The organism is Enterobacter sp. BNK-34 (assembly GCF_048684445.1).
Classification (GTDB): domain Bacteria; phylum Pseudomonadota; class Gammaproteobacteria; order Enterobacterales; family Enterobacteriaceae; genus Enterobacter; species Enterobacter pseudoroggenkampii.
Genome location: NZ_JBLQUA010000001.1, coordinates 2,196,261 through 2,211,993, shown reverse-complemented (window position 1 = coordinate 2,211,993; position 15,733 = coordinate 2,196,261). Strand labels below are relative to the sequence as shown.

Genomic DNA, 15,733 nt, shown 5'->3' with positions numbered 1-15,733 from the left:
TCCCTGTGGGAGAGGGCCGGGGTGAGGGCATCAGGCCGCACTCCCCGGCGAGAAACTACGGGCGATACACCTTCACATTCGCAAAGCCCTGCTCGCGCAGATACAGCGCCTGCAGGCGGCTCATCACCCCGCGCTCACACCACAGCAGGTACGTTTTGCTCTGGTCGAGATCGCCAAACTTCGTGCTCAGCTTGTAGAACGGCATAGAAACCACGTCGACGCCTTCAACCTGCAGCGGCTTGTCATCCTGCTCATCAATAGAGCGGATATCCAGAATCGCATCGTTAGCGCCGAAACCGCTCACGGTTTCCACTTCTACCACTTCCTGCTCGGTCTGCTGGGCAATCTCGCGGATATCAATGTTGGACGCTTCCGCCACCACTTTTTCCAGAATGCTGAAATCGAAGTGCTCTTCTTCCGCTTCGATCTTCGCCTTCACCGCTTTCACCGTTGGGCTTTTTGAGATCACGCCGCAGTATTCCGGCATGGTGCGGGCAAAATCTTCGGTGCCGATTTCGCGCGCCAGATCGATGATGTGCTCTTTGTCGTGGGAGATCAGCGGACGCAGGATCAGCGTATCAGACACGTTGTCGATCAGACGCAGGTTGGTCAGCGTCTGGCTGGAGACCTGGCCCAGCGCTTCGCCGGTGACCAGCGCCTGCACGCCGTAGCGTTCAGCCACTTTGGACGCCGCGCGCACCATCATGCGCTTCAGGATGACGCCCATCTGGCCGTCGTCTACTTTTTCGAGGATTTCGCCAACCACAGGTTCGAAGTTAATTGCCACGAAACGCACGCGGTGAGAGCTGCCGAAACGGTTCCACAGGTAATGCGCGACCTGACGAACGCCGATTTCGTGCGCCGCGCCGCCCAGGTTGAAGAAGCAGTAGTGTACGCGGCAGCCGCGGCGCATCAGCATATAGCTGGAGACGCCGGAGTCGAAGCCGCCGGAGATCAGGGACAGGACGTCTTCCTGGGTGCCGATCGGGAAGCCGCCGATGCCTTCATAGCGCCCTTTCACCAGCAGCAGGCGATCGTTTTCGATCTCCAGATTGACGGTCACGTCCGGGTTGGTCAGGCGCACGCGAGCAGACTCGACGTGCTGGTTCAGACCGCCGCCGACGTAACGCTCCACTTCAATGGAGCTGAACTCGTGCTTGCCGCGACGCTTTACGCGCACGCAGAAGGTTTTGCCTTCGATCTGGTCGCGGTACTGGACCAGCGCTTTCTCGAAGATATCGTGCATATCGCTGAACGGGACATCTTCCACTTCCAGGATATGGTGGATACCCGGAATACGGGTCAGGGCGTCGCGAATATCCTGACGTTTGTTTTCGTCTTTGGCACGGACCTCCACGTGGTCCCAGTGGCGCACCACGGCGAGAGTTTCGTCGTAGTGCTTTAATACGTTACGAATGTTCCCGGTGAGAATTTTAATAAAGCGCAAACGCACAGATTGGCTTTTGATGGTGATTTCAGGGAACAATTTAATGATAAACTTCATGGCGGCAATGTTTCTTAGGCAAGCGTATTAAGGCTTGTAATGGAAAAGAGTACAGCAGCCCACACCCGTGGCTGCATCCAGGCGCGCAAGTATACCACCATCGCGCCGCTCCTGTGCACATTGCGCGTTATTTGATAATTGCCCTGAGTCCGTTACCATGTCGGGGCTGAGAATATAAGAGTCAATTCACTATGCCGAAGAAGAACGACGCACCGGCCAGTTTCGAAACTGCGCTGAGTGAACTGGAGCAAATTGTTACCCGCCTTGAGAGCGGCGATCTCCCGCTGGAAGAGGCGCTCAACGAATTCGAGCGCGGCGTGCAGATGGCGCGCCAGGGGCAGGTCAAGCTGCAGCAGGCCGAGCAGCGCGTGCAGATCCTGCTTTCCGACAGCGAAGACGCGAAAACCACGCCTTTCACACCGGACGCCGAGTAAATGGATTTTGCCAATGAGCTTCAGGCGCGTGTCGTACGCGCCAACGACGCCCTGCGCCGTTTTATCGCGCCACAGCCTTTTCAGAACACTCCACTGGTTGAAGCCATGCACTATGGCGCACTCTTGGGTGGAAAGCGCCTGCGCCCGTTCCTGGTGTACGCCACGGGCAATATGTTTGGCATCAGCGATAACACGCTGGACGCCCCGGCAGCCGCCGTTGAGTGCATCCATGCCTACTCGCTGATCCACGACGATCTCCCGGCCATGGACGACGACGATTTACGTCGGGGTCAACCCACCTGCCATATCAAGTTTGGCGAGGCGAATGCCATTCTGGCGGGTGATGCCCTGCAAACGCTGGCGTTCTCGATTTTGAGCGACGCGCCGATGGCGGAAGTGGCTGACCGCGACCGCCTGGCGATGATCTCCGAGCTGGCAATGGCCAGCGGCGTAGCCGGCATGTGCGGCGGACAGGCGCTGGATCTTGAAGCGGAAGGACGTCAGGTTAATCTGGAACAGCTGGAGCGTATTCATCGCCATAAAACAGGGGCGTTGATCCGTTCCGCCGTTCGCCTGGGCGCGCTGAGCGCGGGTGAACAAGGGCGCAAAGCCCTGCCGATTCTGGACAGATACGCAGAAAGTATCGGTCTGGCATTCCAGGTTCAGGATGACATTCTGGATGTGGTGGGCGATACTGCAACATTGGGTAAACGTCAGGGTGCGGACCAGCAGCTTGGCAAAAGTACCTACCCCGCCCTGCTGGGCCTTGAGCAAGCCCAACGTAAAGCCCGGGATCTGATTGACGATGCCCGCCAGTCGCTAAATGAACTGGCCGCGCAATCGCTGGATACCTCGGCACTGGAAGCGCTAGCGGACTATATAATCCAGCGTGATAAATAAACTATATATCTCGATGAGCCTTTGATGAGTTTTGATATTGCCAAATACCCGACACTGGCGTTAGTTGACTCCACCCAGGAGTTACGTCTGCTGCCGAAAGAGAGCCTGCCGAAGCTGTGCGACGAGCTGCGTCGCTACCTGCTCGACAGCGTTAGCCGCTCCAGCGGCCATTTCGCCTCCGGGCTTGGCACGGTAGAGCTGACCGTGGCGCTGCACTATGTCTATAACACGCCGTTCGATCAGCTCATCTGGGACGTGGGCCACCAGGCTTATCCGCACAAAATTCTGACCGGACGTCGCGATAAAATTGGCACCATTCGTCAGAAAGGCGGCCTGCACCCGTTCCCGTGGCGCGGTGAGAGCGAGTACGACGTGCTGAGCGTCGGCCACTCCTCTACCTCCATTTCGGCGGGCATCGGGATTGCCGTTGCCGCCGAAAAAGAGAACAAGCAGCGCCGCACCGTCTGCGTGATTGGCGACGGTGCCATCACCGCCGGTATGGCCTTTGAGGCCATGAACCATGCGGGCGACATCAAGCCGGACATGCTGGTTATCCTTAACGATAACGAAATGTCGATTTCCGAGAACGTCGGCGCGCTGAACAACCATCTGGCGCAGCTGCTCTCCGGCAAGCTTTACTCCTCGCTGCGTGAAGGCGGCAAGAAAGTCTTCTCCGGCGTGCCGCCAATCAAAGAGCTGCTCAAGCGTACCGAAGAGCACATCAAAGGCATGGTCGTGCCGGGCACCCTGTTTGAAGAGCTGGGCTTTAACTATATCGGCCCGGTTGACGGCCATGACGTGCTCGGTCTGGTAACCACGCTCAAGAATATGCGCGACCTGAAAGGCCCGCAGTTCCTGCACATCATGACCAAAAAAGGGCGTGGCTACGAACCGGCGGAAAAAGATCCGATTACCTTCCACGCGGTACCGAAATTTGACCCGTCCAGCGGCTGTCTGCCAAAAAGCAGCGGCGGCATGCCGAGCTATTCAAAAATCTTCGGCGACTGGCTGTGCGAAACCGCCGCGAAAGACAACAAGCTGATGGCGATCACCCCGGCCATGCGTGAAGGCTCCGGCATGGTGGAGTTCTCCAGAAAATACCCTGACCAGTATTTTGACGTTGCCATTGCCGAACAGCATGCGGTGACGTTTGCGGCGGGCCTTGCCATTGGCGGCTACAAGCCGGTTGTCGCGATCTATTCCACCTTCCTGCAGCGCGCCTACGATCAGGTCATCCACGACGTGGCGATTCAGAAGCTGCCGGTGCTGTTTGCTATCGATCGTGCAGGCATCGTCGGTGCCGACGGCCAGACGCACCAGGGCGCGTTTGACCTGTCGTTCCTGCGCTGTATTCCGGACATGGTCGTCATGACGCCAAGCGACGAGAACGAATGTCGTCAGATGCTGTTTACCGGCTACCACTATCAGGATGGCCCAAGCGCCGTTCGCTACCCGCGCGGCAATGCGGTGGGCGTTGAGCTCCAGCCGCTGGAAAAACTGCCGATCGGTAAAGGTCTGGTGAAGCGTCGCGGTGAAAAAGTGGCGATCCTGAACTTCGGCACGCTGATGCCAGAGGCGGCGAAAGCGGCTGAAGCGCTGAATGCCACCCTGGTGGACATGCGCTTTGTGAAACCGCTCGACGAATCGCTGATCCTGAGTATGGCGGAGACGCATGACGTGCTGGTCACGCTGGAAGAAAACGCCATTATGGGCGGCGCGGGCAGCGGCGTGAACGAGGTGCTGATGGCAAATCGTAAAGCCGTGCCGGTGCTAAACCTCGGCCTGCCGGATCATTTCATTCCTCAGGGTACCCAGGATGAAGCCCGTGCGGCGATTGGCCTGGACGCTGCCGGTATCGAAGCTAAAATCCGCCGCTGGCTGGACTGACCCCTTCCCCCTTTCCGCTCCTGCTATGCTTAAACCTGGTGTTTAAACAGCAGGAGCGGAACCGTGCAATACACAACATTAGGAAAAACGGACCTTAAGGTTTCCCGACTTTGTCTGGGATGCATGACCTTTGGCGAACCCGATCGGGGAAACCACGCCTGGACGCTGCCGGAAGAGAGCAGCCGTCCGATTATCAAACGCGCCATCGAGGGCGGCATTAACTTCTTTGACACCGCCAACAGCTACTCCGACGGCAGCAGCGAGGAGATTGTTGGCCGCGCCCTGCGCGATTTTGCCCGTCGTGATGACATCGTCGTCGCCACCAAGGTCTACTATCCGGTAGGCGACCTGGCTGAGGGCCTTTCTCGCGCACAGATCCTGCGCTCCATTGATGACAGCCTCAGACGCCTGAACATGGATTACGTAGACCTGCTGCAAATTCACCGCTGGGATTACAACACGCCAGTCGAGGAGACGCTTGAAGCGCTGAACGACGTGGTCAAAGCCGGTAAAGCACGCTACATCGGCGCGTCGTCTATGCACGCGTCGCAGTTTGCTCAGGCGCTGGATCTCCAGGCGCAGCACGGCTGGGCGCGCTTCGTCACCATGCAGGATCACTACAACTTGATCTATCGTGAAGAAGAGCGCGAGATGTTGCCGCTGTGCCATCAGGAGGGCGTGGCGGTGATCCCGTGGAGCCCGCTGGCGCGCGGTCGTCTGACCCGTCCGTGGGGAGAAACCACGGCCCGTCTGGTATCGGATGAAGTGGGAAAAAATCTGTATGGCGGTACAGAAGCCAGCGATGCGCTAATTGCCGAACGCTTAGCCGGAATTGCCGACGATACCGGGGCAACCCGCGCCCAGGTGGCGCTGGCCTGGCTGCTGGGTAAACGCGGCGTCGCGGCGCCGATTATCGGCACATCCCGGCAAGAGCAGCTTGACGAACTGCTAAATGCGGTGGATATCACGCTGACGCCGGAGCAGGTTGCCGAGCTGGAGACGCCGTATCAGCAGCATCCGGTGGTAGGATTTAAGTAAGCACGTAGGCCGGGTAAGGCGGAGCCGCCACCCGGCAATACAGAGCGCACAACATCACGCGAAGTGATCGTACCCTTTCCAGTCCAGCGTAACCGGCTCACCGTCTTTCACAAACTTCAACCCTTCACTCTCCGGCATGATCTGACCGATGCAGGTAAATTTCGCGCCGAGATGCGCTAACGCCACGTCGAGCGTTCCGCGGTTCAGCTCCGGAACGGTAAAACACAGCTCATAATCTTCGCCACCGGACAGCGCCCAGCGCAGTGCCTGCTCAGGTTCGACATGACGAAGCAGTTCCTCTGACAGCGGGAACAGATCCAGGTCAACGCGCGCGCCGACACCGCTGGCCTTCAGAATATGGCCGAGGTCCGAGATCAGCCCGTCAGAGAGATCGATAGCCGAGCTCGCCCGTTCACGCAGCGCCTGGCCGTGCAAGATACGCGGTGTTGGCCGCAGATGGCGTTTCACCAGATATGCCGCATCATCAGCATCTTCAACCGTTAAACGGTTCTGAAGGATCGCCAGCCCTGCTGCGCTGTCGCCCGGCGTACCGGTCACGTAGATCCAGTCACCGGGTTTTGCGCCTGAGCGCTTCAGCGCGCGGCCAAGCGGCACGTAGCCGTGGATCGCCAGCGTCATCGACAGCGGACCGGCAGTGGTATCACCGCCAATCAGCTGCATATCATAGTAGCTAAGCTGCTCAAACAGCGCATCACTAAAGGCTTCCAGCCAGGCTTCATCCACCTCTGGCAGGGTCAAAGCCAGCGTCAGCCACGCAGGATCGGCACCCATCGCCGCCAGATCGCTGACGTTCACCGCCAGCGCTTTATACGCCAGATCGGCAGGATCGATATCCGGTAAGAAATGACGGCCGCACACTAAGGTGTCGGTGCTGATTGCCAGCGTCTGTTTTTCGGGAATATTGAGAAGTGCACAGTCATCGCCAATGCCGGTTTCAACATCAAGACGAGAGGTTCTGACACGGTCGAAATAACGGGCAATCAGGGAGAATTCGCCGCATGCCATACGTTATGCCTCAGCAAATAAAAGAAAAAACCGGAGCCGCACTGCCCGTCAGGCAATGCAGGACTCCGGTTTGCGGATCACTTTTTGTGGGGACGGATCGCAGGTGCTGCTTTATCAAGTACGCCGTTTACAAACTTGTGGCTGTCTTCAGCGCCGAAGGTTTTCGCCAGTTCGATCGCTTCGTTGATGGCCACTTTATACGGCACATCATCACGTTTAGACAGCTCAAACAGCGCAATACGCAACACTGCTTTTTCTACCTGGCCCAGCTCTTCGAGCAGACGGGACAGGTAAGGCTTCATCAGACCATCGAGATACGCGCTATTAGTCGCCACTCCCGACAGCAGTTCACGGAAGTACAGAACGTCAACGTCTTTCACGTCCTGTTCTGACAGGAACTGGTATTCAACATCAGAGATGTCGTTCTGGGACAACTGCCAGGAGTAAAGTGCCTGGACGGCACATTCACGGGCGCGGCGACGAGCAGCAGGTTTCACGGAATTCCCCTTACAAAAAAATCAGGCCTTGATGGCTTTCAATACATTGATCATTTCAAGCGCGGTCAGTGCAGCTTCTGCACCTTTGTTACCGGCTTTGGTGCCAGCACGTTCGATGGCTTGTTCAATACTTTCGGTGGTCAGCACGCCGAACGCGACAGGAATTTCAGCATCCTGCGCAACGTGTGCCAGACCGTTGCTTGCACCGCCCGCAACGTATTCGAAGTGCGCAGTGCCGCCACGAATAACGGTACCCAGTGCAATCACCGCGTCATATTTACCGGTTTTCGCCAGCGCGCCCGCCGCCAGTGGCAGTTCGTAAGCGCCTGGAACCCAAACAACGGTAATGTTGTCATCTTTAACCTGGCCGATACGTTTCAGGGCGTCAATAGCACCTTCCAGCAGGCTGTCGTTGATGAAGTTGTTGAAACGCGCAATGGTGATGGCGACGCGAGCGTCCGGGGTAGCTACAGCAGCTTCAATAATGTTCATACTCTTCCTTTACGGGTTCATTTGGCCCCGCAGGGGGGCGGATTTTATCATAATACTTTGCGCACTGCTTCCCTATTTCAGGAGCAATTACGCTGTCGTTAAGTGGAGGCAGACATCCGGACCTACCGGACGAATCTCGCTAAATTTGAGTTGCGGTGCGTCGGCCAGTTTTTCAAGGCCAGGCAGCACAAACAGGCCGCGCGCATCGTGACCTAACAGTTTAGGCGCAACGTAAACAATCAGTTCATCCACCAGTCCGGCCTGTAATAGCGCACCGGCGAGCGTTGGCCCGGCTTCGACCCAGATGCTGTTCACCTGCTGCTTGCCGAGCAGCATCATCAGCACCACCAGATCCAGATGACCGTTATGCTCCGGCACCATAATGCTGCGCACGCCTTCCGGCCATTCGCGCGTATCTTCTTTGGTGCGGGCAATCCAGGTTTCACCCGGCTGCTGGACGATGCGGTGCTCCGGCGTCACCCGGTTCTGGCTATCAATGACAATACGCAGCGGCTGACGCAGGTTCTCCTGCGGGTAAAGCGCCTGAGTATCGGCATTCAGTTCGTCCCAGCGCACGGTCATAGCAGGATCGTCAGCCAGAACGGTTTCACTGCTGGTGAGAATAGCATGGCTTTGCGCGCGCAGACGTTGCACATCGCGCCTTGCCTGTGGCGACGTGATCCACTGGCTTTCGCCGTTTGCCATCGCCGTACGACCGTCCAGCGAGGCGCCCAGCTTGAGCTGAATATACGGGAACCCCGTGCGCATGCGCTTCAGAAAGCCTTTGTTGAGCGCTTCCGCGTCCTGCATCATCAGGCCATGGCTGACGTCAATGCCTTCCTGCTGCAGGCGATACAGACCGCGTCCGGCTACCTGCGGATTCGGATCCTGCATCGATGCGACCACGCGCGAAACACCTGCCGCGATCAGCGCTTCGCAGCACGGCGGCGTACGCCCGTGATGGCTGCAGGGCTCCAGCGTGACGTAGGCCGTAGCACCGCGCGCCTTCTCGCCGGCCATGCGCAGCGCATGAACCTCAGCATGCGGTTCGCCGGCACGATAGTGAAACCCCTCCCCCACGATCTCGCCATCTTTGACGATAACGCACCCGACGTTCGGGTTAGGATGGGTAGTAAAACGACCGCGCTGCGCCAGCTTCATGGCTCTCGCCATGTAAATCTCATCCTGCATGAGCTTAATCCTGTAAGCGGGCGATCTCTTCGCCAAACTCTTTGATATCTTCGAAACTGCGGTAGACCGAGGCGAAGCGGATATAGGCGACCTTATCGAGCTTTTTCAGCTGCTCCATCACCAGGTTGCCGATCATTTTGCTCGGCACTTCACGCTCACCCAAACCACGAAGGTAAGATTTTATGTGGTTTAACGCCATTTCAACGTCGTCCGCGCTGACGGGACGTTTTTCCAGGGCCTTCAGCATCCCACTGCGCAGTTTCTCTTCGTTAAACGGCTCGCGCACGTCGTTGCTTTTTACCACGCGCGGCATTACCAGCTCAGCAACCTCAAAGGTCGTGAAACGCTCGTTGCACACCAGACATTGCCGACGACGGCGTACGGATGACCCTTCGCCCACAAGACGAGAGTCGATGACTTTGGTATCCACAGCGGAGCAGAATGGGCAATGCATACGGTATCCCTGTTATCCGATTAACTGATTTTCATTTTACCCTGATCTGGCCTGACAACAAAGGAAGAGCTTTTTGAGACAAAGGATCTATATCTGACACGATGATGCTGGCTACCATTAGGACGATCCGTTATTTCAAGGAAATAAACGCAATGACAAGACGTTACCTAAAAATTTTGCTGGTGGGGAGCCTCTTCACCCTTAGCGCCTGTGCACAGCAAACCGAAGTCCGTCAGATGAAACAGAGCGTGAATACGCTCAATACGGCGATGGACAAACTGAACAAAGAAACGGTGAAGATCACCCAGCAAAACGCGCTGAATGCTAAATCCAGCAGCGGGGTTTATCTGCTACCGGGGGCGAATACGCCCGCGCGGCTCAATAGTCAGATTGGCACGCTGAAAATGTCTCTGGTGAACGTGGCGGCGAATGCAAATGGTACTCGCGCAACATTACGCATCCAGGGAGAATCCAACGATCCGTTGCCAGCCTTCAGCGGCACCGTCGAATGGGGACAGATCCAGGGCACCACGGAGAGCTACCAGGAGGTGAATGTTAATCGTCAGCTGTTCACCGCACCGGCCAGCGTGCTGGCTCCGAGCGATGTTGACATTCCACTGCAGCTTAACGGACTGACTCCGGATCAGTTAGGTTTCATCCGCATTCACGATATCCAGCCCGCCGCTCAGTAACCCCTCTTTTAGCGGAGTGAAATGTCACTCCGCTAACATTTACATTTCGTATGGATTGGCAACATAAATGATTGCCGCTACAATCCCGGCCGTTTAAAGTACGCAAACGTGAACGCAATCGATTACGTGTGTGAGAGATATGTGAAACAACACATATTTTTGTGAGCAGGGATTCCTATAATAGGCACCGCAGAAACACGAAATATTTAGAAACGCAATTCGCGCATTTTTCACTCCCGGAAGGGAATTTCAATCAGTGGCATGATTATGAAAAAAACATTACTCGCAGCTGGCGCCGTGCTGGCACTTTCTTCCTCTTTCACTGTTAACGCAGCGGAAAACGATAAACCACAATACCTCTCCGACTGGTGGCACCAGAGCGTTAACGTGGTCGGCAGCTACCACACGCGCTTTTCTCCGAAGCTGAACAACGACGTTTATCTGGAATACGAAGCGTTTGCTAAAAAAGACTGGTTTGATTTCTACGGCTATATCGATATTCCTAAGACCTTTGACTGGGGTAACGGTAACGACAAAGGTATCTGGTCCGACGGTTCCCCGCTGTTCATGGAAATCGAACCGCGTTTCTCTATTGATAAACTGACGGGTACCGACCTGAGCTTTGGTCCGTTCAAAGAATGGTATTTCGCCAACAACTATATCTACGATATGGGCGATAACAAAGGCAGCCGTCAGAGCACCTGGTACATGGGTCTGGGTACAGATATCGATACCGGTCTGCCAATGGGCCTGTCTCTGAACGTGTATGCTAAATACCAGTGGCAGAACTATGGCGCTTCAAACGAAAACGAGTGGGATGGCTACCGTTTCAAAGTAAAATACTTTGTGCCAATCACTCAGGTTTGGGGTGGCCAGCTGACCTACATCGGCTTCACCAACTTCGACTGGGGCTCAGATCTGGGTGATGACAAGAACCGTACCAGTAACTCTATCGCGTCCAGCCACGTTCTGGCCCTGAACTACGATCACTGGCACTACTCTGTCGTCGCGCGTTATTTCCATAACGGCGGCCAGTGGAAAGGTGGGGATACCGTTAACTGGGGTGAGGGTGACTTCACGTCTAAATCAACCGGTTGGGGTGGCTACCTGGTTGTAGGTTACAACTTCTAATCAGTGTGGGTTTCGCCCGGTGGTGCTACGCTTACCGGGCCAACGATCCGAATGCAGGCCGGGTAAGGCGTAGCCGCCACCCGGCTTTTTACTGCTTAACCTTCCGCAAAAAATCTGCCAGAGACCTGTCCGCACTCTCGCTAAACCGCCTTTCCGTAGTCACAATATTGAGGCATCTGTCGAGCCGGAAACAGCGATAGTCATCGCGCCGTTCACACCACGCCGCCAGCAGCCAGCGCTCTCCCCAGAAGAACAGCCCCAGCGGCTGAACCTCACGATTAGACAGCTGTCCTGCTTCATCACGGTAATGCAGCGCCAGCACCTGTTGGGCGGAAATCGCCTGATGAATCCTGTCAAAATCGCTGCGGGAGTGGCTTTGCATGCAAAAATCCGGGGCGTAGATCCGCGTCTGCTCCGCCTTTCGACGACTCTCCTCGGGCAGGATAGCCAGCACCTTTTCCTGAGCCGACTCCAGCTCGCGCGACAGCGATTCGCCTCCCCAGGTTTTGAGCAGGCGAATCGCGACGATCAGCGCCTCAGATTCCTTATTTGTCAGCATCAGTGGCGGCAGGTCAAAGCCCGACATGAGGCGATATCCGCTCCCTGCCTCACCTTCCACCGGCACACCGGAAAGCGACAGGTCGCGGATATCGCGGTAGACCGTGCGCTCGGAAACACCAAGCCGGTCCGCCAGATGCGCTGCCGTTGTCAGACGCCTGCCCCGCAGGATCTGCACAATCTGAAACAAACGGTCAGCGCGTCGGGTCATATCTTATTCCGCTCTCAGGCAGGTTGATGGAGACCGACGCGGTTACCCTCGCTGTCGGTAAACAAGGCGATAGTGCCAATGCCATGCGGCAGTTCCAGCGGGCCAAACACGCACTCGCCGCCCGCAGAAGCGATGCGATCGAGCGTGGCCGCCAGGTTGTCAGTATGCAGGTAAATAATAGCGCCCTGCAAAGACGGTGTAACGCCGTCAAATTTTGCCAGCGCCCCGCCGGTACCCGGATCCTCATGTGGGAAAACGGCCAGCTCAGCGCAGTCCATTTTCTCGCGACGCAGCGCTAGCTGCATCACTGGCTCATAAAATTTGATGGCGCGATCCATATCCGTGACCGGAATTTCAAACCAGTTAATGACGCTTTTCATACATCCTCCTGACTGTTGTTTGGGTTCAGAAGGAGTCTACGACAGGGCTCCTGACAGCATACTGTCAGGAGTGTTTGTCAGGAGCAGATAAAAAAAATCCCGGTCAACAGACCGGGATTTCGATAACGCGCTAAACGTCGCTTTACGGCAGAATGGACGGCTGATCCGCCCCTTCTTTCTCAACTTTCTGCTGGAGCAGGTGCTCGCGCTTCATGCCGAGTTTCAGAGCCAGTGCAGACGCAACGTAGATAGACGATGCCGTACCGATGGTGACACCAATCAGCATGGTCAGCGAGAAGCCTTCCAGTACCGGACCACCGAAGAGGAACAGCATCAGGATCACCATCAATGTGGTACCGGAGGTGATCAAGGTACGGTGCAGCGTCTGGGTCAACGACACGTTAAAGATTTCGTACGGCGTACCGCGACGGATCTTACGGAAGTTTTCACGGATACGGTCAGATACCACGATACTGTCGTTCAGTGAGTAACCGATAACGGACATCAGGGATGCCACAATCGTCAGGTCAATCTCAATGTGGAACAGCGACAGTATGCCCATGGTGATCACCACGTCGTGCGCCAGGGCGATAACCACACCGGCCGCCAGTCGCCACTCAAAGCGGAAACCGACGTACACCAGGATGGAAATCAGCGCCACCAGCAGCGCCATCGCGCCGGTCTGCGCCAGGTCAGCACCCACGCTTGGGCCGACGAACTCAATACGCTTAACCGCCGCGTTCTGGCTGGTTGTTTCGTTAATCACGCTAACAACCTTACTGCCCAGCTCCTGGCTGCCGTTAGCATCGTGCACCGGCGGCATACGCACCATGATGTCGCGGCTGCTGCCGAAGTTCTGCAGCAGCGGCTCTTCAAAGCCCGCTTTCTGCAGAGACAGGCGCATCTGGTCCATATCGACCGGTTTTTCCAGGGAGATCTCGATAACCGTACCACCGGTGAAATCGAGACCCCAGTTAAAGCCTTTCACGCCCATAATGACGATGGACAGAATCAGCAGGAAACCTGAAATGCCGAAGGCCCAGTAGTCCCAGCGCATAAAGTCCCAGACTTTACGGCCGTGGTTCAATTGTTCAACAGTATATTCCTGTGCCACAACGCACTCCTCAGATAGACAGCTTTTTGACGCGCTTGCCGCCGTACAGCAGGTTCACGATGGCACGGGTGCCGACAATAGCGGTAAACATTGACGTTGCGACACCGATACCGGTTGTAATCGCAAAGCCTTTGATCGCGCCAGTACCCACTGCATACAGGATAAGAACCTTAATCAGTGTTGTTACGTTCGCATCGAAGATGGAGCTGAACGCCCCTTTATAGCCTTCGTCAATCGCCTGCTGAATAGAGCGACCGTTGCTCAACTCTTCTTTGATACGTTCGTTAATCAGTACGTTGGCGTCGACCGCCACCGCAAGGGTCAGGACGATACCCGCAATACCCGGCATGGTCAGCGTCGCCCCCGGCAGCAGGGACATAATGCCGATGATCAGCACCAGGTTGGCGATCAGCGCGGAGGTCGCAATCAGACCAAACTTCTTATAGAAGAAGATCATGAAGAGGATAGAGACAACCAGACCGGCCAGACACGCTTCCAGACCCTGCTGGATGTTTTGCATACCCAGTGTTGGACCAATGGTACGTTCTTCAACAATCTGAATTGGCGCAATCAGCGCACCGGCACGCAGCAGCAGGGAGAGCTGACGCGCTTCGTTCGGGTTGCTAATACCGGTAATGCGGAAGCTGTTACCCAGACGAGACTGGATGTTGGCGATGTTAATCACCTCTTCCTCTTTCACCAGCACCGCACGACCGTTTGCATCTTTCTTACCGCTGTCTTTGTACTCCACGAACAGGGTCGCCATCGGCTTGCCGATGTTGTCCTTGGTGAAGTTAGACATGATGTTACCACCCGCGCTATCCAGCGAGATGTTAACCTGCGGCTGGTTGTATTCGTCCTGGCTCGACGTGGAGTCGGTGATGTGATCACCGGTCAGAATCACGCGTTTGTACAGCACAACTGGCTGACCTTCGCGAGTCTGTTTCACTTCGGAGTCACCCGGAATACGCCCTGCGGCTGCAGCGGACTGATCGACGTTGGAGTTCACCAGACGGAATTCCAGGGTTGCGGTCGCACCCAGAATCTCTTTCGCACGCGCAGTGTCCTGGATACCCGGCAGTTCAACCACGATACGGTCAGCACCCTGACGCTGTACCAGCGGCTCAGCCACGCCCAGTTGGTTTACACGGTTACGCAGAATGTTGATGTTCTGCTGAACGGCATATTCACGCGCTTCTTTCAGACGCGCATCGGTCATCACCGCGCGCAGCTGGTTGCTGCCCTGAGAGGTGATGACCAGGTCACGGTGACGTTGGGTCAGGTAATCTACAGCCTGATCGCGCGCCGCACTGTCGCGGAACGTGATGCTCATGCCGTAGTTATCTTCTTTACGCACGGTGGTGTAAGCGATGCCTTTATCACGCAGATCGCTGCGCAGGCTGTCGATATTCTGTTCCTGCAGCTTGCCAAGCGCGGTATCCATATCCACTTCCATCAGGAAGTGAACGCCGCCACGCAGGTCAAGACCGAGTTTCATTGGCTCAGCTTTCATCGCAGCCAGCCAACGCGGGGTTGCAGGGGCAAGGTTAAGCGCCACGACGTATTTGTCACCCAGCACGCCCATCAGCGCTTCGCGAGCGCGGAGCTGCGTGTCGGTGGTGTCGAAGCGAGCAAGAATTGCACCCTCTTCCAGAGCCACAGACTTAGCGGTAATTTTTTCTTCTTGTAACGTTTTCTGGACCTGGATCAGCGTTTGCTCACTGGCGGCGACACCGCGCGCGCCAGTGATTTGAACAGCCGGATCCTCACCATACAGGTTGGGAAGCGCGTACAGCAGGCCGACGAGAATCACGACGACCAGCATGATGTACTTCCACAAAGGATAACGGTTTAACACGGCAGTTCCCTTTGGGAAAAGTTGGGATTACAGCGCCTTCATGGTGCCTTTCGGCAGAACGGCAGCTACGAAGTCACGTTTGATGACCACTTCAGTGGTGTCGTTCAGGGCGATAGCAATGTAGCCGTTTTCAGCCACTTTGGTTACGCGACCGACCAGACCACCGTTAGTCAGTACTTCATCGCCTTTCGCAATGGAGTTCATCAGGTTTTTGTGCTCTTTGGTGCGCTTCTGCTGTGGACGCAGAATCATGAAGTAGAAGATCAGACCGAACACAACCAGCATCAGAATCAGAGACATCGGGCTGCCCTGCGCTGGAGCACCTGTTGCCGCTACCGCATCAGAAATAAAAAAGCTCATTCAAAT

General features: G+C 56.1%; 17 protein-coding genes. 6 read left to right on the top strand and 11 right to left on the bottom strand.

Annotated elements, in window-relative coordinates; translation table 11 throughout:
* Positions 1 to 55: 55 nt before the first annotated feature.
* Positions 56 to 1,504 carry a tRNA uracil 4-sulfurtransferase ThiI gene (gene thiI, locus ACMGG5_RS10675; protein WP_370884073.1) on the bottom strand — a complete coding sequence of 483 codons (1,449 nt, stop codon included), beginning with the start codon at positions 1,502 to 1,504 and terminating at the stop codon, positions 56 to 58.
* A 191-nt stretch (positions 1,505 to 1,695) separates the two neighbouring features.
* Here thiI and xseB point away from each other — a divergent pair, with 191 nt between their 5' ends.
* The 4 genes from xseB to ACMGG5_RS10655 all read left to right on the top strand — a co-directional run bounded on the left by xseB (position 1,696) and on the right by ACMGG5_RS10655 (position 5,763).
* Positions 1,696 to 1,938, top strand: coding sequence for an exodeoxyribonuclease VII small subunit (gene xseB, locus ACMGG5_RS10670; protein ID WP_370884074.1), 243 nt, complete (start codon positions 1,696 to 1,698; stop codon positions 1,936 to 1,938).
* The gene (gene ispA / locus ACMGG5_RS10665) at positions 1,939 to 2,838 is read left to right on the top strand and encodes a (2E,6E)-farnesyl diphosphate synthase (RefSeq protein ID WP_008503332.1); all 900 of its coding nucleotides are present in this window, start codon (positions 1,939 to 1,941) and stop codon (positions 2,836 to 2,838) included.
* Between the two features lie 24 nt (positions 2,839 to 2,862).
* Positions 2,863 to 4,725, top strand: coding sequence for a 1-deoxy-D-xylulose-5-phosphate synthase (gene dxs / locus ACMGG5_RS10660; RefSeq protein ID WP_024906812.1), 1,863 nt, complete (start codon positions 2,863 to 2,865; stop codon positions 4,723 to 4,725).
* A 63-nt stretch (positions 4,726 to 4,788) separates the two neighbouring features.
* Positions 4,789 to 5,763: an aldo/keto reductase gene (locus tag ACMGG5_RS10655; RefSeq protein ID WP_148769544.1), complete on the top strand. Its 975-nt coding sequence runs from the start codon at positions 4,789 to 4,791 to the stop codon at positions 5,761 to 5,763.
* 54 nt (positions 5,764 to 5,817) lie between these two features.
* Here the strand turns inward: ACMGG5_RS10655 and thiL are convergent, their stop codons facing one another.
* The 5 genes from thiL to nrdR all read right to left on the bottom strand — a co-directional run bounded on the left by thiL (position 5,818) and on the right by nrdR (position 9,423).
* Positions 5,818 to 6,789, bottom strand: a complete 972-nt coding sequence (thiL, locus tag ACMGG5_RS10650) for a thiamine-phosphate kinase (RefSeq protein ID WP_048992548.1) — start codon at positions 6,787 to 6,789, stop codon at positions 5,818 to 5,820.
* A gap of 77 nt (positions 6,790 to 6,866) precedes the next feature.
* Entirely contained in the window at positions 6,867 to 7,286 is a 420-nt protein-coding gene (nusB, locus tag ACMGG5_RS10645; protein WP_024906809.1) for a transcription antitermination factor NusB, read from the bottom strand.
* A 21-nt stretch (positions 7,287 to 7,307) separates the two neighbouring features.
* Positions 7,308 to 7,778: a 6,7-dimethyl-8-ribityllumazine synthase gene (gene ribE / locus ACMGG5_RS10640; protein ID WP_006176874.1), complete on the bottom strand. Its 471-nt coding sequence runs from the start codon at positions 7,776 to 7,778 to the stop codon at positions 7,308 to 7,310.
* A gap of 87 nt (positions 7,779 to 7,865) precedes the next feature.
* Positions 7,866 to 8,969 carry a bifunctional diaminohydroxyphosphoribosylaminopyrimidine deaminase/5-amino-6-(5-phosphoribosylamino)uracil reductase RibD gene (gene ribD / locus ACMGG5_RS10635; protein WP_420277830.1) on the bottom strand — a complete coding sequence of 368 codons (1,104 nt, stop codon included), beginning with the start codon at positions 8,967 to 8,969 and terminating at the stop codon, positions 7,866 to 7,868.
* A 4-nt stretch (positions 8,970 to 8,973) separates the two neighbouring features.
* Positions 8,974 to 9,423 (bottom strand): transcriptional regulator NrdR, encoded by a 450-nt coding sequence (nrdR, locus tag ACMGG5_RS10630; protein ID WP_008503337.1) that lies wholly within the window; start codon positions 9,421 to 9,423, stop codon positions 8,974 to 8,976.
* A gap of 152 nt (positions 9,424 to 9,575) precedes the next feature.
* Here nrdR and ACMGG5_RS10625 point away from each other — a divergent pair, with 152 nt between their 5' ends.
* Together ACMGG5_RS10625 and ACMGG5_RS10620 are read left to right on the top strand one after the other, a co-directional pair.
* Positions 9,576 to 10,115 (top strand): DUF3251 domain-containing protein, encoded by a 540-nt coding sequence (locus ACMGG5_RS10625; RefSeq protein WP_024906807.1) that lies wholly within the window; start codon positions 9,576 to 9,578, stop codon positions 10,113 to 10,115.
* Positions 10,116 to 10,382: 267 nt separating this feature from the next.
* A complete protein-coding gene (locus ACMGG5_RS10620; protein WP_024906806.1) occupies positions 10,383 to 11,246 on the top strand; it encodes a nucleoside-specific channel-forming protein Tsx in 864 nt (287 codons plus the stop codon).
* A gap of 88 nt (positions 11,247 to 11,334) precedes the next feature.
* Here ACMGG5_RS10620 and ACMGG5_RS10615 read toward each other — a convergent pair whose 3' ends face one another.
* The 5 genes from ACMGG5_RS10615 to yajC all read right to left on the bottom strand — a co-directional run bounded on the left by ACMGG5_RS10615 (position 11,335) and on the right by yajC (position 15,727).
* The gene (locus ACMGG5_RS10615) at positions 11,335 to 12,015 is read right to left on the bottom strand and encodes a helix-turn-helix transcriptional regulator (protein ID WP_048992545.1); all 681 of its coding nucleotides are present in this window, start codon (positions 12,013 to 12,015) and stop codon (positions 11,335 to 11,337) included.
* Between the two features lie 14 nt (positions 12,016 to 12,029).
* Positions 12,030 to 12,395: a VOC family protein gene (locus ACMGG5_RS10610; protein WP_032646150.1), complete on the bottom strand. Its 366-nt coding sequence runs from the start codon at positions 12,393 to 12,395 to the stop codon at positions 12,030 to 12,032.
* Positions 12,396 to 12,537: 142 nt separating this feature from the next.
* Positions 12,538 to 13,509, bottom strand: a complete 972-nt coding sequence (gene secF, locus ACMGG5_RS10605; RefSeq protein WP_024906803.1) for a protein translocase subunit SecF — start codon at positions 13,507 to 13,509, stop codon at positions 12,538 to 12,540.
* Between the two features lie 10 nt (positions 13,510 to 13,519).
* Complete coding sequence (secD, locus tag ACMGG5_RS10600; RefSeq protein ID WP_071995326.1) at positions 13,520 to 15,367, bottom strand: protein translocase subunit SecD; 1,848 nt, start codon at positions 15,365 to 15,367, stop codon at positions 13,520 to 13,522.
* 27 nt (positions 15,368 to 15,394) lie between these two features.
* Positions 15,395 to 15,727 (bottom strand): preprotein translocase subunit YajC, encoded by a 333-nt coding sequence (gene yajC, locus ACMGG5_RS10595; RefSeq protein WP_003859109.1) that lies wholly within the window; start codon positions 15,725 to 15,727, stop codon positions 15,395 to 15,397.
* Between the last annotated feature and the right edge of the window lie 6 nt (positions 15,728 to 15,733).